The organism is Sphingobacterium sp. GQ94 (assembly GCF_059758715.1).
In genome coordinates this window covers 344,169-363,452 of record NZ_JCAXEC010000003.1, presented here as the reverse complement: position 1 = coordinate 363,452, position 19,284 = coordinate 344,169, and the positions used below count along the sequence as shown (strand labels likewise).

The window sequence follows — 19,284 nt, the reverse complement described above, 5'->3', positions numbered from 1 at the left end:
GCAGTTATACTCTTTATCTTCTCCAACAGAAAGTATTACGCATCTCTATTAGTTTTCGATTTATTCATCCGTTCAAGTTTAATAGTATAAAATTATCACAACTTTCTTCAGGTCAAGTTATCGTATGGCAAGAAATTCCTGCTTCATTATCTGGTTCAAGTAACTCGGAAATCAATTCTTCCTTTGATGCCTTGTAAACACCAAGAATACTATTCTCATGAGCAATCGTATTTTCAAATTTCAGACCGAGTTTCTCAATCAGCTTTATCGATATTTTATTATCCGGCAGGCTGATCGCATGGATAATTTCAAAGGCATTGCTACTTACCAAAGCCAGCAAAACAGCTTTGGTCGCTTCAAATGCATAGCCCTTATTTGAGAACTTGGGTAGGAAGGCAAAACCTACATCTTTAGATGGTAGATAGTCCCGCTTTATGATGGTCACCAGACCGATGGGCAATCCTTCTTGTTTTAACTTTACTATCCAATAGGTGATATGCGGATTACTATTCACTTTTTGGATGTACTCCCTTGCATCTTTTTCTGAATGAATGTTACGGTCACCAATATTCTTGATCCATCCATCAGTATTTAAAAGCTCAAAAACAAAAGTTGTATCTTTTTCTGATAATGGCGATAAGGTAAGTCTTTCTGTAGCTATTCGCATTTCAATTATAGATTATTTATTTGTATAATTTTCCTTATTGGAAAGCTTTTGGAAAATCAATCCAAAAAATATTTCCAAGCCCGTTTAAGGGCGAGTTTAACATATCGAGGTATTCTTTTGTGGTCATTGGTTCTTTGCTATTATAAGGTTGACCATCCCTAAAAGAAGTAAAGAACAGGTATTTACCATCAGTTGAAACCATCGGACATTGATCCATATGCAACGAATTGACTTTCTTTCCCATATTCTTTCCGTGTGTCCAAAGATCTTCTCTATTATAGCTTATGTATAAGTCTCCGCTTCCATAACTATCTTTATATCCTATCCCCGTATAAATTATATATTTTTCATCAGGATGAACAAATGCATCAAATTCAATATTCGTTGTATTAAGGGAGCCACTCAAACTTACACGAGGTAGATACTTACCGTTACTATATTTAGATAGCATTATATCATATCCGTTTTCGCCATTTACAGCGGAAAAAAATAAATTCCCTTTTTTTGAGATAGCTGGATAAAGCTCGTCTTTTTCCGAATTGATTTCGTTACCCAAATGTTTTGGTTTGCTGAAATCTCCATTTGCATAATCTACGCACCAAATATCGAAATCCGATTTTGGTTGTCCTTGTAAAATCGGCCTGGTTGATATATAGTAGAGCTTTTCCCCATCCGGAGCAAAAAAGGGATCGGCGTCACTAAATTGTCCCGAGAATGGGGCGATTTGAGGTTTTGTCCATTTGCCTTCTTCCTTTTTTGTAATGAAAATTGTGTAGAACCTGTTTGCGGTAGTGGTATTTGCAATGGTAAATAACACCACATTTCCGTCTGGTGAAAAAGTTATATTATATTCATTCAGATGGGTTGAAATAATCCCGTCTGCAAATAATGTTGCTGAATCTTTTGATGCTTGTTGTGAATTGAAAGGGAGATTTGCACCATATTTTTGACCACATGATAAAAGCATGAATAATAATAGTAAAACAGAAGTTCCGTAAAGTTTCATTTAGTTTTAATTTTATTAATAATAGGTATCATGTTCATCATAAACGCATTATTCTTTATCAGGATCTAAATCGGGGTCAAAAATTGTAATTTCCATTCCGGAAATCTTATCATGGTTGAATAAGAGGGTTAATATTTCCTTCAATTCGGCATAGGATAATCCGCCACATTGCCTACTATCTACGGCTGGCATTATTGCATCATCCAATACATCTACATCGAAATGGATGAAAAAACCATCAAGTTGGTTTTTAGATAATATGGCAAAAAACTGGTTTATTACATTTTGAATGCCCATTTTCCGTAATTCATTTAGAGGGAAATAATGAATTTCAGAACCTCTAATTGGTTTCTCATATTCTTCGTCATACTCCCTGTTTCCGACGCAAAAAACGTTTTGAGCTTCAAAATAAGGACTTAGATTATCTATATTTGTTAGATTGTCATGACCATATCCACAAACAATAGCTAAGTCCATTCCGGCAGCACCATGTGTATGTGAGCACTCTGGAATCATGTAATCCGTATGGCCGTCAAGAAAAAATAAACCAAAACGCCCTTTCTTTTTAAATGCAATTGCACTCCCTATCAGTATGCTACAATCACCCCCTAATATCAACAGAAAAGTATCCTTGCTTATTTGTTTTCCAATTACATCTGCTTGAAGGAGTGAATAATTAATTATACTTCGGGCATTTCTGATATTTGTTATTGGATCAATTTCCATTGAGTGTTTGGGCGCTTTAATATGAATTGTCTTGGTAGAGCCTATAGCAGTATAAAATCCCGATTGATTAAGCAGGACAGGAAATTTTTTTACTCCAGGTTCTTTAGCATACGACATTCTTTTGAGACCTAAATTTGAAGGGCATTCAAAAACAACCAGGTTACGCATTTCTAAGTTTATATAATGTTATTCAAATATTATGACTGACCGTATGAGATGATTAAAATGTTATGTACGGCTGGTTTGCCTAATCTTTCTAACTTTAATCACTTTTTCTATGGAACCTATTTCGTCACTGTCTTTATAAGAATTATACCAAGATTCACCTTCTGGGTCTATTGAAAGGTCACCTAAGAGAAACTTGATCAGCGTTCCGCTTTTCGTTCCCGTTAGATGAAATTCATACGTTACACTGTCCTTCGGAACCTTTTTTTCCCAACTGATATCGAGTAATGAAATAACCAGTTTTGTATTCGGAACAAATGTTATGATTTCACCTTCAAGGTAAACGATGTCATTATCATTGATCCAATAAATTTTACTTCCTAATCCAATGGCTTTTTCATCTTTGGTTTTTGCAGGTACAAGCATCCAATCTTTAAAATATTCAGGAGTTGTGATTACTTCCCAAACTTCAGGTTGCGTTGCATCTATTATCTTTTCTTTGCTGACGATAAGGGGCTTATTCATTTAAGGCTATTTAAAATGTTAAAAATTTTTGTCAATTGTTTAATATGTCTTTGAGTATGCACAACATAAAAATGCAACCATTCAAACCGTGTCATATGTCCCAATGTTGGAAATTCAAAATCTAAGCATATCACCCTGAGATCGTTTCGGCTGGAGAAGCTAATGATACGGTCACTTACAGTCTGTATATTCAAAATCAAGTTTTCCTTTTCAATATATCCCTCTGACGGATAGATAGCATCCGAATGCTCTGCGATTAGTTTTATATTGAAATTCAAAAAAAGGTCGCTTAGTGTTTTGCAGCTCTCGTCATACGGTCTATCGGCAAACTCTGTCTCGCCTTTGAAGATTTTCCATGAACCATACGATTTTAAAAGATGATCACCGACCTGACCTGCTGTCCAACTGTTTGGAAAAGGAATTTTATTTAGCTGTTCAGTACTAAAAGCTTCTAACATTTCCGTTAATTCCTTGATCGTTTGTTGGAACTTGGTGGTGGTTGCTTCCATTTAATATTAATATTTGAAATGAAATTTAAGTATCAGGTTTAAAAAGGTTTAGCAGTCTTACAATTCGTCAAGCCAATTTTGTAATACAGAATTAAACCTGACGAATACACTACTACAGTGAATATGACCTAATGGGACAAATTTTACTTGACTGTAATGGATCCATTTGGATTTAATGATTTATCCTGTTTTTTTGAACCATTGGCTACGTTGAAAATAAAGTCCTTGGCGTCGTACTTTCCAACAACCTTGCTAAGGTCTACGTTGATATCAAATTGTTTTTCTAAGCCACAGTCTTCTTGAGATTTGTTATTGAGCACAAGATTGATCTGCCCGGGGTTGGAAAACATTATAGATCCGTCCCACACGACATGGAAATCGTCTTGATTGCAACCACCTTTAACTTTAATGGTTAGCATGTTACCATTTCTCTTAATGTCTTCAATATTGAAATCTCCATCATTTCTTTTCTCTACCAGTTCCGCATATTTTTCGGCACTCCTCAGCAGATTGTTTTCAAGAACTGTTTCCGGATTGTTGTCGGATTTTTCACATGAAGTAATAGCAAAGCAAAAAAGCAATGCGAAGGCTGCATAAATTAAATTTGTTTTCATTTTTTTTTAAGTTTTTAAGTGATTAAAATTTTAGACTAATACGACCTCCACACTAAAAACGCTACACCAATCTAAAAATATTTACCAACTATTTTGATTTAGATGGTAAATTTACATATTTTTAAAATACGGACAACACTAACCGTAAAAATTTTATTCAGTCACCATAATTTAGAAATGAATATATCGGTGCTAAAGCTTTTGATAGAGATACGGTCACATTATTAAACATTTTAAGTTGTATCCTTAGGTTTAAGTAGTAAATAGCATAACTTTGTCTTATGGGGAAATTTCGTAGTATTGAGACATTGAGTATCGACAGCACTGTATTGTGCTGTAATTTCGTCAATACTGTCAGTACCTGGAAAACCGCTAAAAACTATGACTATTTTGCTGTATATGATGATTTCATTGCATGGTGTTATAAATTGGAAATTTCTCCACGAGAACGTCTTGAAAGCTTAAAAGAATTAGCAAATGAACAGCCCGAGCAAGCTTTGATCGCTTTACATCGCATCAAAGAAATACGCAAAGTAATACAAGGGCTGATTTCTGCTGTAGCACAAGATGATAATGATAAAAAATCAGCCTATTTGCCTGCTGCCAATCTTTTGATTGTGGATGCGATATCAAGACAGCGTTTACTTTATGTAGATGGCAAATTCACTATGAGTCAAATAGATTCCGCAAACGACTTACTGTCCCCTGTTTGGAAAGCGGTGCAATCGTTGTCGGAACTTTTAACCGACCATGAGACAAAACGAATCAAAGAGTGCCCTATGTGTGGCTGGGTTTTCTTGGACGAAACCAAAAACGCCAGTAGGAAATGGTGTAGTATCAAAGCATGCGGCACTACCGATAAAATGAACCGCTACAACCAGAAGAAAAGCCTGAAGTTAAAAAAAGACAAAGGGTAATAGCATTCTTTCTGAATTCCAAAACTGCTGTGTTTATATAGGCTTAGGCATTGATGCTGTTTATCAGCAAGCGCCCATGAAGGCATGTATATCATGAATTACTAACGCCCATTCATGTGTATGGGGCAGACAACCCTCTGCAACCTCCGTCCTAATAAATTCTCAAATCAATATCTAGCACTAAATTATATACCATCTATTTTTGTTTAACTGGTAAAATTGTAATATTTTTGAAGGGTTTGACTTGTCATTTTATATTGCGAGTTCACTTAATGGATATACTGGAGCAAGCTGACCCCTCAAAATTGAATAATATTTAGAGTGTGATATGGCGTTTAAAGCCCATATTCGACTGCCATACTGGCTGATGTTGACCCCCTAAATACATTTTCAGTTTATTGCGCTGGAGCATACTGACCCCTTTGCAAGTAGTTTTTGTTACTTAGTGATCAATCAATTTGGATCACTGATGGCTGGAAAACCAAAACAAATGAGTCAGATAAAGCAATTAATTAGATTGTACCAAGGTGGTAGCGGAATAAAAACAATTGCCCGCATCCTTGGGATGAGTAAGAATACCGTGAAGTCTTATCTTAAAAAGATGGTCGATGGTGGCTTCAACACAGGCGAACTTCTGAAACAGGATGACCCTCTACTCGAAAAATCCTTTCATACAGGTAACCCTGCTTACAAAACGGATAAGTTTGAATACCTTAAAAGCCGTCTTGACTATTATGAAAAGGAGCTTAAGCGCACTGGGGTCACCAAATTGTTGCTCTGGCAGGAGTATATCGAAAATGATCCTACCGGTTATAGCTATCCACAATTCAACTATCATTTAAGACAACAGCTCGTCTCCCGCAAAGGTAGCATGGTAATGGAACACACCGCTGGAGACAAGCTGTATATCGACTTTTCAGGTAAAAAGCTTCACTATATTGACCGATCCACCGGAGAGCTCGTTGCTTGTGAGGTTTTTGTAGCTTGCCTACCTTTTTCAGACTATGGGTTTGCTATTGCAGTGCCCTCTCAGCAAACCCCTGACTTTTTGTATGCTTTGAGTCGTTGCTTGGAAGCTATGGGAGGTGTTCCTAATGCGATTGTTCCAGACAATCTGAAAGCCGCTGTCATCAAAGCAGATAAATACGAACCGATTTTAAACCAGTCTATGGAAGACTTTGCTAACCATTATGGTACAGTTGTAGTACCTGCCCGTGCAGGACGACCAAAGGATAAATCACTGGTAGAGAATCAGGTAAAAATGATCTACACACGTGTTTTTGCCCCACTGAGAAATAGGCAGTTCTTTGATATTCATTCGCTTAATGATGCTGTCAGCGCTTGTATATTAAAACATAATCAGACTCGGATGCAGCAAAAACCATATTGTCGTGAGGAACGGTTCTTAAGTGTCGAAAAATCTACATTACATGAACTTCCGCTCGAACGGTTTGAACTAAAATATTACACGGAGTTAAAAGTAGGCAACAATGGTCATATATACCTTCAACGCAACAAACATTATTACAGTGTACCATTTGTCTACATCGGGATAAAGGTCAAAATTATTTACACACGTAGTATGATATCAATCTATTGCCAAGGCAAGCAGATAGCTACACATATACGCAGCTATAAGGAAAATGCCTACACAACTCTTGCGGCACACTTAAAATCGGAACACCAAGCGTATAAGAAGCGATCTCATGAAAACTATTTAGCAAAGGCAAGAGCTCACTCTATGGAGCTCCATGAACTTCTGCAAGCTCTTTTTGAGCGCGCCCGTTACCCAGAACAACTCTTCCGGAGCTGTGATGGTATATTCAGGTTAAAACGTGACTTCCCTGTGGAAGAGTTTGATAAAGCTTGTAAATACGTTCTAAAGAATAAGCTATTCACCTACTACAACTTTAGAAATGTACTTGAAAACGGCACAGCAAACAATGGTAGACTTCCCCGTTTAAAGTTTTTCTTGCTTAGTACCTTTAGTTCCTCTTTTGTAAGATGACCTCGTTCTACTTTATCAAAGTGGAGTTTATATTTGGAAAAAGGATCCTTCTCCAGTAAGTCCATCATAACAGCCATATTTACGATTTTTCGCAAACGTTCCATATGTTTCATCACTCCATTATTATTAAGAGATTTATGATGATCAACCGATTCATAATTAATAAGGAAGTTTTCAAAATCCAAAATGAATCTATAGTTGAGTTCATCCAGTGATATATCGCTTTTGTTATATTGATGTTTAACAAACTTTTTGAGATAGTTCTCTGTCGTGTAATAGTTCTTCATGGTGCCTGGTGCAAGTTTTCCAATAGCTACTTGCTTATGATACTCAATCATCTTTAACAAGGTCATCGTTTCTTCTATATCCTCACCAAGGTACTTGGCTTTAACGGCATCCACCGAAACTGGTTTGTTTTGCTGTATCAATTCTTGATAGCTATCAAAAATCAATGAACGCACTTGTTCCATGTGACTGTTCAATTTTATGATTTCATCTCGTTTTCCCTTCGCTCTTCCTTTTGCTTCATCCCAATTATTAATTGACACTTTACTTTTTAAGGAAATTTCAGCTCTACGGCCGTTTACTGTAATTCTTGCATAAACAACAGCCATCTCGTCTTTCTTGTTCTTGGGTAACCGTAACACGAATTGAATCCCAAAGGTGTTTTTACTCTTCATATCCATTTATTTTATGTTCAACTCATACTCTTTGGAGCAATTCTCAAATTCCAACCATAGGGTGGAATCAAGTGAAGAAGTCAAACAATTATAAACAGCATCAAAATAAATGTATTAAACAAATGATTTACAGTTATTTATAAGCTATTAGGTGAGTAAATTTAAAACTTAAAATGACTCACCGTTTTACTCACATTTACATTGATATTCTTTGGAGTTTCTTGATATGATATAAAACAAAAAACCCGCAAATTCTATGAATTTGCGGGTTTTCGACCTTACTTAGTGTAAGTGTTGTCGGGGTGGCAGGATTCGAACCTACGACCTCCACATCCCAAATGTGGCGCGATACCGGGCTACGCTACACCCCGAAAAGGTATCTCCTTTTTTTGATGGGACAAATATACGGGGAAAATCAAATTTGTCAAGTTTTTTTTACATAAAAAACACTAACGATCTCATTTTATGAGTATTATTTTTACCAGCATTCTCCTAAGACAAGAATTTAAAAGAAAATTTAAAAGAATTATGGAAATTCAATTCATTTTATCTACTTTTGCAAGCATTCTTCTAGCGAGGAATAAAAAAGTATAAATAGAATTTTTAAATATCAAAACAAAGCTGTAATATTGCATTCCGATTTTTACAGGTTAAATATCGTTATTAATTACTCAGAATCATGGATTTAGTAAAATTTGTAGAAGAACAAGCGGTAGTAAAGAATGAAGTTCCCGCTTTCAAAGGAGGAGATACCATCAGCGTTCATTATAAAATTCGCGAAGGAAACAAAGAGCGTGTACAGGTGTACCAAGGGGTAGTAATTCAACTTAACAGTGAAAGTACCAACACAACATTCACCGTACGTAAAATCTCAAATGGTATTGGTGTAGAACGTATCTTCCCAATCAACTCTCCGAACATTGTTAAAATTGAAGTTCACAGCATTGGTAAAGTGCGTCGTGCTAAATTATTCTATTTGCGCGGACTTACAGGAAAAGCTGCACGTATCAAAACTAAAAGAGTTTAAGTTTTATACAAAAAATATATTTAAGGGCTCTGCTTTCTGCTTAGCCCTTATTTTTTTATTCAGATTTTCAGAATCATCCTCCCAATATTTCTACAGATTAACAATCAAAATAATTCATTAAATTGTATTCAAATAAAAGAAGACTTTTGTTTTTAACAAATACAATGTTGTCAATCAACTCACTAACAAAATTAAATTAACTCATATATAAGGTCGTTTTTATTAGGTCATATTTAATAAATTTCGTACCTTTGTATCCCGTACATAGAGCAGATTAACTGAATGAAAAACAGTCTATCTACCTTTAGAAATCCATCAAAAACGTTATGACTAAATACATCTTTGTTACGGGCGGCGTAACTTCGTCGTTAGGGAAAGGCATTATTGCAGCCTCCCTTGCCAAGCTTCTCCAAGCGCGTGGTTTTAAAGTCACCATTCAGAAATTTGACCCGTACATCAATATTGATCCAGGAACGTTGAACCCTTACGAACATGGCGAATGCTATGTAACCGAAGATGGGGCAGAAACAGACTTAGACTTAGGACACTATGAACGTTTCCTAAACGTACCAACATCTCAAGCAAATAATGTCACCACTGGCCGTATTTATAGCCACGTAATTGAACAAGAACGTGCAGGAGCCTATTTAGGAAAGACTGTTCAGGTTGTTCCGCATATCACCGATGAAATCAAACGTCGAATGATGCTCTTAGGTCAAAGTGGAGAATTTGATATCGTCATTACAGAGTTAGGTGGAACCGTAGGGGATATTGAATCCTTACCTTTTATTGAAGCGGTAAGACAATTACGCTGGGAGTTGGGCAATAACGACTCGTTGGTAATTCATTTAACCCTAGTACCATACCTTGCCGCGGCAGGAGAACTCAAAACAAAACCGACCCAACACTCGGTAAAAACTTTATTAGAATACGGGGTTCAACCTGATGTTTTGGTTTGTAGAACAGAACATAAACTAAACCAGGATATTCGTAAAAAATTAGCATTATTCTGTAACGTCAATATTAATGCGGTTGTAGAATCAATTGACGCTCCGACTATTTATGATGTCCCATTAAATATGTTAAGGGAACAATTAGACAAAACGGTTCTCGCAAAATTAAAATTATCAACCAAAAACGAACCGAATCTTGAACTATGGAAAGCCTTTCTGGGACGTTTAAAAAATCCAACTGATGAGGTTAATATTGGCTTAGTTGGTAAATACATAGAACTTCCTGATGCCTATAAATCAATATCAGAAGCCTTTATACATGCAGGCTCTAAAAATGAGACAAAAGTTAAAGTTAAACTCATTTCAGCAGAGAGTATAAACAATGACAATGTAGCCGACAAACTAGACGGATTAGATGGTGTTCTTGTGGCCCCAGGTTTTGGAGAAAGAGGTCTCGAAGGCAAGCTACAAACCATTCGGTATATTCGTGAAAATAAAATCCCTTTCTTTGGAATCTGTTTAGGTATGCAATGTGCTGTTATCGAATTTGGAAGAAACGTGCTTGGGCTTTCTGGAGCTAACAGCTTTGAAATGGATGAAAAAACAGTATTCCCAGTAATTAACTTAATGGAAGAACAAAAAAACATTAAGAATATGGGAGGCACAATGCGCTTAGGAGCTTATGATTGTGAGATCAAAAAAGGAACTAAAGCATTTACTATTTATGGAAAATCAAAAATTTCTGAAAGACATCGCCATCGGTATGAATTCAACAATGAATACCTTAAACAGTACGAAAAAGCAGGTATGATAGCCTCAGGAATAAATCCAGCTTCTGGATTAGTAGAAATCGTCGAGCTCAAAGATCATCCTTTTTTTGTAGCAGGACAGTTTCATCCAGAATTAAAATCAACAGTAGTAAATCCTCACCCACTTTTTGTTAGCTTTGTAGCCGCTGCATTAATACATAAAAAATTAAAATAGCGCCACGCTAGCTAATAACGAATAGAAAATAAAAAACAATGGATAGAAATAACATTCTAGGTTTTATCTTAATTTTTGCCATCCTGGCAGGGTCATTCTACCTACTTAAGCCATCTCAGGACGAAATTAAAAAAGAGCAACAACTTCAAGACTCTATTAAAAATGCCACCAATGGTATCCAACCAATTGCAGATTCAAGTCAAATTAAAAAGGCCTCTGTCGTAGCGGATTCTGTATTATTAAGCCAACCATTCGGCAAAGTATCAGTTGGGAATGAAGAAATCATAACATTACAAAACGAGCTTCTAATTGTTAAATTAAGTACAAAAGGAGGAAAAGTAAAATCAGTTGAACTTAAGGAAGAAACTAATTTCGATGGTTCAAACTTGATATTGTTTGACGGAGAAAATAACCGTTTTGGACTTGAATTCAACACACCTGCCAAGGCTATTCAAACCAATGACTTATATTTTGAACCGCAAGGAGCCAGCTTTGTAGTTTCTGGAGAAGAGTCAAACTCGGTTACAATGCGATTGGCCTATTCAGCTGACAAATATATAGACTACATCTACACCCTCTCTGGAGACAGTTATAACTTAGGTTTAGACATCCGTGCAGTTGGCATGAATGACGTCATTGACGTAAAATCAAAGAATATACTTTTGAATTGGGAGGCAAACCTAAGTAAAAAAGAACGTGACATTAAGTCTGAACGAGAGAAATCGACCGTATTCTATAAAATCGTAGAAGGAGATGTAGATCATCTTTCTGAAACATCAGATGAAACAGAATCCATTACAGATAAACTTTCTTGGATCGCTTTTAAACAGCATTTCTTTTCCATCGTATTAACAAACAAGGAAGGGTTCAGCAATTCGGAACTTTCCTCGACTTTTCTAACCCAAGACAGTTTAGTAAAAAACTATAAAGCTACAAGTGAATTAGCTTTCAATAAACAAAGTGATGCCAAGTATGGTTTGAGCTTTTACTTTGGTCCGAATAAATACAATACACTTAAGGCGGAGGGTAACGATTTTGAGAAACTTATTAAATTAGGATGGGGGCCTATGGGATGGATTAATCAATTTATTACAGTACCCATTTTCAATTTCTTAGATGGATTCAACATGAACTATGGTATTGTGATCTTAATCTTAACCCTGTTTCTAAAATTAATTATGTTCCCACTAACATACAAATCCTACCAATCAATGGGAAAGATGCGTGTGTTAAAACCTCAATTGGACGAAATAAAAGCCAAAGTCGGCGAAGACAATGCGATGTTATTGCAACAGGAGCAAATGAAGCTTTACAAACAAGCAGGAGTTAACCCATTAGGCGGATGTTTGCCATTGTTGTTGCAAATGCCATTTACTTTAGCCTTCTTCTTTTTCTTCCCCAATTTATTTGAATTACGTGGAGAAAGCTTCTTATGGGTTAAGGATTTATCGACTTATGACGCTCCGATTACCTTCGCTCCGATTTTCGGTATTGACCATATATCCTTGATGTGTATTTTAATGACATTGACAACCTTATTAACGACATGGTACAATAACTCAACTTCGGGTGCTGTAAATAATCAAATGAAATACATAGGATATTTCATGCCATTAATATTTTTATTTGTCTTAAACAGCTTTCCTGCAGGTCTGAATTATTATTATTTTCTTTCAGCGGTTCTTACGCTTTTAACTCAAGTAATCATCCGTCAATTTGTAAACGACGAGAAAATCTTAGCCAAAATTGAGTTGAAAAGACAGAAGCCTCAGGCTGAAAAAAAACAATCATCTTTCCAGAAAAAAATGGAAGATATGATGAGACAACAACAAGCGAATCAACAGAATAAAAACAAGAGCTAGTTTTATTTTACTAACGCTGAAAACTCAAAAAAGGTCTGATTTATAAATCAGACCTTTTTTGAGTTTAAATACTAGTATACGGAACTAGTTTTAAACAAATGCGCTAAATCCCGTTATGCTCTTACCAACAATTAAAGAATTAATTTCCTTTGTTCCCTCATACGAATAAATTGCTTCAGCATCTGCGAGGAATCTTGCCACATTGTATTCCAACAAGATACCGTTACCTCCCATGACCTCCCTCGCCCTAGAAACGATATCACGGGTTCTTAACGTACAAAAAACTTTAGCTAAGGAAGCATGCTCATCTTTGAGCAAGTCATCATCTTGAAGTTCAGATAACCTATAGACCAAAGTTTGCATTGCCGTTAAGTTAGAAAGCATTTCTACTAAGTGATTTTGGATCAACTGAAAAGAGGCAATAGGTTTACCAAATTGCTCTCTTTTGATCGTATATTCCAATGCATTTTCATATGCACCCCTAGCGCAGCCTACAGCCATCCATGCCACACCAGCCCTGGTCATTTGTAATACTTTAGCAGTATCTCTGAATGAATTAGCAAACGGTAAGCGATCCGATTCAGGCACCTCACACTGCGTTAAGGTGATCAATCCATTTTGAACAATTCGAAGAGCCATTTTATCTTTAATTTTTTCTACAGAAAAACCAGGATTCTCCTTCTTTACAATGAACCCCTTGACCTGCTGATCATCTAAATCTCTTGCCCAAATAATAGTCATATCAGAAAAAGTAGAATTGCCGATCCATTTTTTCTGCCCATTCAAAACCCAGGTATCACCATTCCTTTTACAAGTTGTCGTGAGTCCACCCGCAGTTCCTGAACCTACCAAAGGTTCTGTTAATCCAAAAGCGCCAATCTTTTTTAATTGCTGCATATCAGGTAACCATTCATTTTTTTGTTCATCAGAACCACACATATAAATTGACCCCATTGCAAGACCACTCTGAACTCCTAAAAAAGTGGCAATAGAAGGATCAATTCGGCCAAATTCACTTGCGATGATACCGTCCATTAATGAAGTACCTGCAGCACAACCATAGCCCTCATACACATAGCCGCAAATATTTAGTTCAGCTAGTTTAGGAATTATTTCGAATGGAAATTCATCGTGTAACCAATACTTATTTACAATTGGTTTTATTTCGGTCTCTAAAAATGCACGAACCTTCATCTGAAGTGCACGGTCTTCCTGAGACAACTTGGCCGATATATCGTAGAAATCTGCATTAATTGGAGGTGGGTCTTTTTTCTTCTTGTTACCGGTTAACATTTTCATGGCCATCTTCAATTGATTATCATCCATTTTAGAAACCGCACCAAGAACTTCGGTTAAATCGACCTTTTTTGAAATCTTTTCAAGTTGATCGAAATCAACTGATTTAACCAATTTTAAGATATTTTTAATTTTACCTAACATATCATAATTTTAAAAAAATAATAGAAAGATAACTAAAATTGTTTTTTATAGTTGCAAATCGACAAAACTTTGTATATTTGCCCTGCTCAAAACAAAAATATTTTATTTAATCCGCTAAAAATCAGAAGATTAAATAAAATAAAAAAATAAATCAAATTTTGGGTTACCTTTCGAGGGTAAATGGTATTAAGAATTAAATAAACAAATTTGTTTCAACTAATAGAAAATTAAAAATGAAAAATTTATTCAAATTCGGATTCTTAGGTTTAGCTTTAACTATCGCTGTTGCTTCATGTGACAACGCTGCAACTAAATCAGAATCTACTACTGATTCATTAGAAAACGTTGTAGATTCAACTACTGAGAAAGTTGCTGATTCATTAGAAAATGTTGCTGATTCAGTTCTTGCAAAAGGAGATTCAATCGTTGATTCTTTAGAAAACGTTCAATAATCCGAACTCATTCAAAATACATCAAAAGCTCGTTTTATAACGGGCTTTTGTTGTTTTATAGCCATTAGATTGGTATAGCTGTGTTTCTTTTCTTACTTTTGTCACACACAATAGATTATACCATGACATTATCACCTCTTACTGCTGTTACACCCATTGACGGCAGATATTATAACGCTACAAAAGATCTTTCGAATTATTTTTCGGAATTTGCTTTGATTAAATATCGCGTATTGGTTGAAGTAGAATATTTTATAGCCTTATCCGATTCTGGAATTCCGCAATTAAAACACTTTGATGGAAGCTTAAATGAAAAGTTACGGGATATATATCGTCATTTTTCTTTACAAGATGCGCAGTGGATTAAGGACACAGAAAAGGTAACTAACCACGATGTAAAAGCAGTTGAGTATTTTTTAAAAAACGAATTTGAAAAATTAGGACTATCCGATTCATTAGAATTTATACATTTTGGACTCACTTCTCAAGACATCAACAACACAGCTATTCCCTATTCTTGGAAAGATGCAATCAACCAGGTATATAATCCAGCCATGACAGAGTTAGTGAATGAACTTAAAGGACTCTCAACAGCTTGGGAAGAAATTCCGATGTTAGCTCGCACCCATGGTCAGCCTGCATCCCCTACCCGATTAGGCAAAGAAATTAAAGTATTTACGGAACGTTTGGATAAACAATTACAAAGTCTTAGCACGGTTCCTTTCTCCGCTAAATTCGGTGGAGCAACCGGTAATTTTAATGCGCATCATGTGGCTTACCCAGAAAATGATTGGGTTGCTTTTGGAAATAAATTTGTGAACGAAACACTAGGTTTAGATCGATCTCAAACAACCACTCAAATTGAACACTATGATAATTTTGCTGCAAGTTGTGATGCTTTAAAAAGGATTAACAATATTTTAATCGATTTATGTCGCGATATCTGGACCTACATATCGATGGAATACTTTAAACAAAAAATAACCGCTGGTCAAATCGGATCTTCGGCAATGCCACATAAAGTAAATCCAATTGATTTCGAAAATGCTGAAGGGAATTTAGGTTTAGCGAATGCTTTATTTGAGCATCTAGCAGCGAAACTTCCCATTTCAAGACTCCAACGTGATTTAACAGATTCTACTGTCTTACGAAATGTAGGTGTCCCTATTGCACATACCCTGATCGCTATTAATTCAACTTTGCGTGGTTTACGTAAATTAATTTTAAACGAAGATGCTTTTAAAGAAGATTTAGAAAACAATTGGGCTGTTGTAGCAGAAGCCATTCAAACCATTTTACGAAGAGAAGGGTATCCCAAACCTTACGAGGCATTAAAAGATCTAACCCGCACCAATACACAGGTTACTCAAGAAACAATAGCTGAATTTGTTGACAATCTAAAAGTTAGTGACCAAGTGAAAGAAGAAATTAAAAAAATATCACCAAGCAACTATACAGGAGTTAGACTATAAGCTTTGACGAAGCAATGACGGTTATCCCTGCATTTTTACATTATATTTGTAAATTATAATTAGAATTTAGCACAAATGGCGACTATAAACGTATATACAGAAAGTACTCCCAATCCGGCGACCATGAAGTTTTTGGTTAACAAATTACTATTAAATGGTAGTTTGGATTACCCTGACAGGGAAAAAGCACAAGAATCTGCATTTGCAAAAGAATTATTTAAATTCAATTTTGTTAGCGGGGTATTCTTTGCTAGTAATTTTGTTACCATAACTAAAACCGAGGATGCGGAATGGTCTGACATTGAAGCTTTGTTAAAAGAATTTGTTAAAGGAGCAGTAGAATCCGAGTTAGCCATCAAACCTCTAGAACATTCGGAAGATGTATCCTTCGAGGGTTCCGATATTGAGGTGAAAATTCAGCAAGTTTTACATGATTATGTACGTCCAGCTGTTGAACAGGATGGCGGCGCTATTTCATACAAATCGTTCGAGAGCGGAATCGTAACGGTTGAACTAAAAGGATCCTGTTCTGGATGCCCATCCTCAACAATTACTTTAAAAGCTGGAATTGAAGGTTTGCTTAAACGAATGGTACCAGAGGTAGAAGAGGTTGTAGCGGAAGCGATGTAATCTATCCAAAGTCAAAAATAAAATCTGGCGTAAAGCCAAACATACTATATAGAAGAACTCAAGGCGCACCTTTGAGTTCTTTTTTTATGTCCTGAACTTACTAAACAATAAACGATCTACGTAATTCTAAAAAAGCAGTAATATCTCATCAATTCACAGACAAAATTTAAAAAAATATGTCATTACTAAAAGATTAAGTTTATGCCCCCGTACTCCATTTAAAATCATTAACTTTGTCTTTAAAATTATCGAAACATTATACTTTAAAATGAGTGCAGACATAAACAAACTTGAACAAATCGCTTCGCAGGTAAGAAGGGACATCGTTCGCATGGTGCATGCTTGCCAATCAGGGCACCCAGGAGGATCTTTGGGTTGTACTGATTATTTTGTAGCATTGTACTTCCACGCGATGAAAAATGACCCATCATTTAACATGGATGGAATTGGAGAAGATATATTCTTCCTTTCAAATGGTCACATTTCTCCGGTTTTTTACAGTACACTAGCCCGTGCAGGATATTTTCCAGTTAACGAGTTAGCAACCTTTAGGAAAATCAACTCAAGGTTACAAGGGCATCCCACAACACACGAAAAACTTCCTGGAGTTAGAATTGCGTCAGGATCTCTAGGTCAAGGATTGTCAGCCGCAATTGGAGCTGCCCAAGCAAAGAAATTAAACAAAGATAACCATCTTGTTTATGTACTAATGGGTGATGGAGAACTACAAGAAGGTCAAGTTTGGGAAGCTGCTATGTATGCACCTCACAACAAAATGGACAATATTATTGCTGCAGTTGATTATAATAAAGCACAAATTGACGGTTCCACGGACCAAGTTCTTTCTTTAGGTAATCTACGTGCTAAATGGGAAGCATTCGGATGGGACGTTTTGGAAGTTGAAAAAGGAAACGATATGGCTTCAGTAGTTGCAGGATTAGATCATGCAAAAACGCGTACTGGAAAAGGAAAACCTGTCATTATATTATTGCATACAGAAATGGGAAATGGAGTTGATTTCATGATGGGTTCTCATAAATGGCACGGGGTTGCGCCAAACGACGAGCAATTGACATCAGCATTGAACCAGCTTTCTCAAACCTTTGGTGACTATTAACAGTGAATAAATGAAAAAATATACTTATACAGAATCTAAAGATACTCGTTCAGGATTTGGCGCTGGTTTACTAGAAGCTGGTCAACTCAACGAAAACGTCGTAGCTCTTTGTGCAGACTTAATAGGTTCATTAAAAATGAACGACTTTATAAAAGCTTTCCCAGAGCGTTTTTTTCAAATCGGTATTGCGGAAGCCAATATGATGGGTATTGCTGCAGGACTAACTATTGGCGGAAAAATACCTTTCACTGGTACATTTGCGAATTTTTCTACAGGTCGTGTTTATGATCAGATTCGCCAATCTATTGCTTATTCAGATAAAAATGTTAAAATATGCGCTTCACATGCTGGTTTAACCTTAGGAGAAGACGGCGCAACGCACCAAATCTTAGAAGACATAGGTTTGATGAAAATGTTGCCTGGGATGACCGTGATTAACACCTGTGATTACAACCAGACAAAGGCGGCAACGCTAGCGTTAGTGAATCATCAGGGTCCTGCATATCTCCGTTTTGGCCGGCCTGTTGTTCCAAATTTCACTCCTTCAGATCAAGTGTTCGAAATTGGAAAAGCAGTTTTATTAAACGAAGGAGCCGATGTGACGATTATAGCGACAGGACATTTGGTTTGGGAAGCAATTCAAGCAGGAGAAGAGTTAGAAAAATTAGGAATTAATGCGGAAATCATTAACATTCACACCATAAAACCAATAGACGCTGATGCTATTTTAAAATCAGTTGCTAAAACGGGATGTGTTGTTACAGCAGAAGAACATAATCGTTTAGGAGGATTAGGTGATAGTGTAGCACAAATATTAGCGCAAAAATTACCAACTCCTCAAGAATATGTCGCAGTAGATGACAGTTTCGGAGAGTCAGGAACTCCTGCACAATTAATGGAGAAATATGGCTTAAACGCGGCAAATATTGTAAGCGCTGTACGGAAAGTAATAGCTAGAAAATAATTTAATATGGAAGATTCCCTGATAATAGCAAAATTTGCAGAGGAAAGCACCCGCGAGGAGGCCTTCCGATTATTGCTAAATAAATATCAGCAAAAAATCTATTGGCATGTCAGACGCATGGTTATCAATCATGATGATGCGGATGATGTTGTTCAAGATATTTTCATCAAAGTATGGCGCAATCTTGAGAAATTCAGGGAAGATTCACAATTGTACACTTGGCTATACAGAATAGCAACTAATGAATGTATTACATTCTTAAATAAGAAGAAACAAAAGCAGAATGTCTCATTAGATGATGAGAATTCTGCTTACCTTTCTGAATCATTGGCCGATGGAGCATATTTCAATGGAGATAAAGCGCAAATGAAATTGCAACAGGCACTACTCACTCTTCCCGACAAACAGAGACTCGTATTCAATATGAAATATTTTGAAGACATGAAATACGATGAAATATCAAATGTTTTAGGAACAAGCGTAGGTGCATTAAAGGCTTCATATCACTTAGCGGTTAAAAAAATAGAGAACTTTTTTGCGACACACGATTAAACCTTTTGTTAAAA

Annotated in this window: 19 protein-coding genes and 1 tRNA gene; 11 read left to right on the top strand and 9 right to left on the bottom strand. The window is 36.2% G+C overall.

The window, feature by feature from the left end; genetic code table 11:
* Positions 1-112: 112 nt before the first annotated feature.
* The 6 genes from AC6CHH_RS05040 to AC6CHH_RS05015 form a co-directional block, all read right to left on the bottom strand.
* A complete protein-coding gene (locus tag AC6CHH_RS05040; protein WP_498280369.1) occupies positions 113-667 on the bottom strand; it encodes a GNAT family N-acetyltransferase in 555 nt (184 codons plus the stop codon).
* Between the two features lie 34 nt (positions 668-701).
* Entirely contained in the window at positions 702-1,673 is a 972-nt protein-coding gene (locus tag AC6CHH_RS05035; RefSeq protein WP_498280367.1) for a hypothetical protein, read from the bottom strand.
* Between the two features lie 48 nt (positions 1,674-1,721).
* Positions 1,722-2,567 carry an arginase family protein gene (locus AC6CHH_RS05030; RefSeq protein WP_498280365.1) on the bottom strand — a complete coding sequence of 282 codons (846 nt, stop codon included), beginning with the start codon at positions 2,565-2,567 and terminating at the stop codon, positions 1,722-1,724.
* 60 nt (positions 2,568-2,627) lie between these two features.
* The gene (locus AC6CHH_RS05025; protein ID WP_498280363.1) at positions 2,628-3,089 is read right to left on the bottom strand and encodes an SRPBCC family protein; all 462 of its coding nucleotides are present in this window, start codon (positions 3,087-3,089) and stop codon (positions 2,628-2,630) included.
* Positions 3,086-3,598 (bottom strand): DinB family protein, encoded by a 513-nt coding sequence (locus AC6CHH_RS05020; RefSeq protein WP_498280361.1) that lies wholly within the window; start codon positions 3,596-3,598, stop codon positions 3,086-3,088. Before AC6CHH_RS05020 ends, AC6CHH_RS05025 begins: the two co-directional genes overlap by 4 nt.
* Positions 3,599-3,741: 143 nt before the next feature.
* On the bottom strand, positions 3,742-4,212 hold the full coding sequence (locus AC6CHH_RS05015; protein ID WP_099365221.1) for a hypothetical protein: 471 nt from the start codon (positions 4,210-4,212) through the stop codon (positions 3,742-3,744).
* Positions 4,213-4,493: 281 nt separating this feature from the next.
* On the opposite strand from AC6CHH_RS05015, the gene AC6CHH_RS05010 reads away from it, so the two are divergent.
* Together AC6CHH_RS05010 and istA are read left to right on the top strand one after the other, a co-directional pair.
* Positions 4,494-5,129 carry a CGNR zinc finger domain-containing protein gene (locus AC6CHH_RS05010; RefSeq protein WP_132776669.1) on the top strand — a complete coding sequence of 212 codons (636 nt, stop codon included), beginning with the start codon at positions 4,494-4,496 and terminating at the stop codon, positions 5,127-5,129.
* A 469-nt stretch (positions 5,130-5,598) separates the two neighbouring features.
* Positions 5,599-7,137, top strand: a complete 1,539-nt coding sequence (gene istA, locus AC6CHH_RS05005; protein ID WP_498280359.1) for an IS21 family transposase — start codon at positions 5,599-5,601, stop codon at positions 7,135-7,137.
* Here the strand turns inward: istA and AC6CHH_RS05000 are convergent.
* Together AC6CHH_RS05000 and AC6CHH_RS04995 are read right to left on the bottom strand one after the other, a co-directional pair.
* Complete coding sequence (locus AC6CHH_RS05000) at positions 7,032-7,817, bottom strand: phage integrase SAM-like domain and Arm DNA-binding domain-containing protein (RefSeq protein ID WP_498280357.1); 786 nt, start codon at positions 7,815-7,817, stop codon at positions 7,032-7,034. The genes istA and AC6CHH_RS05000 overlap by 106 nt on opposite strands.
* A gap of 297 nt (positions 7,818-8,114) precedes the next feature.
* Positions 8,115-8,188: transfer RNA gene (locus tag AC6CHH_RS04995), tRNA-Pro, on the bottom strand.
* Between the two features lie 308 nt (positions 8,189-8,496).
* Here AC6CHH_RS04995 and rplS point away from each other — a divergent pair.
* The 3 genes from rplS (at position 8,497) to yidC (ending at position 12,643) form a co-directional block, all read left to right on the top strand.
* Positions 8,497-8,844, top strand: coding sequence for a 50S ribosomal protein L19 (rplS, locus tag AC6CHH_RS04990; protein WP_498280355.1), 348 nt, complete (start codon positions 8,497-8,499; stop codon positions 8,842-8,844).
* A gap of 326 nt (positions 8,845-9,170) precedes the next feature.
* Positions 9,171-10,781 carry a CTP synthase gene (gene pyrG, locus AC6CHH_RS04985; protein ID WP_498280353.1) on the top strand — a complete coding sequence of 537 codons (1,611 nt, stop codon included), beginning with the start codon at positions 9,171-9,173 and terminating at the stop codon, positions 10,779-10,781.
* A gap of 38 nt (positions 10,782-10,819) precedes the next feature.
* The gene (gene yidC, locus AC6CHH_RS04980; protein WP_498280351.1) at positions 10,820-12,643 is read left to right on the top strand and encodes a membrane protein insertase YidC; all 1,824 of its coding nucleotides are present in this window, start codon (positions 10,820-10,822) and stop codon (positions 12,641-12,643) included.
* Between the two features lie 90 nt (positions 12,644-12,733).
* Here yidC and AC6CHH_RS04975 read toward each other — a convergent pair whose 3' ends face one another.
* Positions 12,734-14,083: an acyl-CoA dehydrogenase family protein gene (locus AC6CHH_RS04975; RefSeq protein WP_498280349.1), complete on the bottom strand. Its 1,350-nt coding sequence runs from the start codon at positions 14,081-14,083 to the stop codon at positions 12,734-12,736.
* Positions 14,084-14,316: 233 nt separating this feature from the next.
* On the opposite strand from AC6CHH_RS04975, the gene AC6CHH_RS04970 reads away from it, so the two are divergent.
* The 6 genes from AC6CHH_RS04970 to AC6CHH_RS04945 all read left to right on the top strand — a co-directional run bounded on the left by AC6CHH_RS04970 (position 14,317) and on the right by AC6CHH_RS04945 (position 19,270).
* Positions 14,317-14,535 (top strand): hypothetical protein, encoded by a 219-nt coding sequence (locus AC6CHH_RS04970; protein WP_498280347.1) that lies wholly within the window; start codon positions 14,317-14,319, stop codon positions 14,533-14,535.
* A 122-nt stretch (positions 14,536-14,657) separates the two neighbouring features.
* Positions 14,658-16,007 (top strand): adenylosuccinate lyase, encoded by a 1,350-nt coding sequence (purB, locus tag AC6CHH_RS04965; RefSeq protein WP_498280345.1) that lies wholly within the window; start codon positions 14,658-14,660, stop codon positions 16,005-16,007.
* A gap of 75 nt (positions 16,008-16,082) precedes the next feature.
* Positions 16,083-16,637 carry a NifU family protein gene (locus AC6CHH_RS04960; RefSeq protein ID WP_498280343.1) on the top strand — a complete coding sequence of 185 codons (555 nt, stop codon included), beginning with the start codon at positions 16,083-16,085 and terminating at the stop codon, positions 16,635-16,637.
* Positions 16,638-16,905: 268 nt separating this feature from the next.
* The gene (locus AC6CHH_RS04955) at positions 16,906-17,754 is read left to right on the top strand and encodes a transketolase (protein WP_498280341.1); all 849 of its coding nucleotides are present in this window, start codon (positions 16,906-16,908) and stop codon (positions 17,752-17,754) included.
* A gap of 10 nt (positions 17,755-17,764) precedes the next feature.
* Entirely contained in the window at positions 17,765-18,718 is a 954-nt protein-coding gene (locus AC6CHH_RS04950; RefSeq protein ID WP_498280339.1) for a transketolase family protein, read from the top strand.
* A gap of 6 nt (positions 18,719-18,724) precedes the next feature.
* Positions 18,725-19,270: an RNA polymerase sigma factor gene (locus AC6CHH_RS04945; protein WP_498280337.1), complete on the top strand. Its 546-nt coding sequence runs from the start codon at positions 18,725-18,727 to the stop codon at positions 19,268-19,270.
* Positions 19,271-19,284 lie beyond the last annotated feature (14 nt).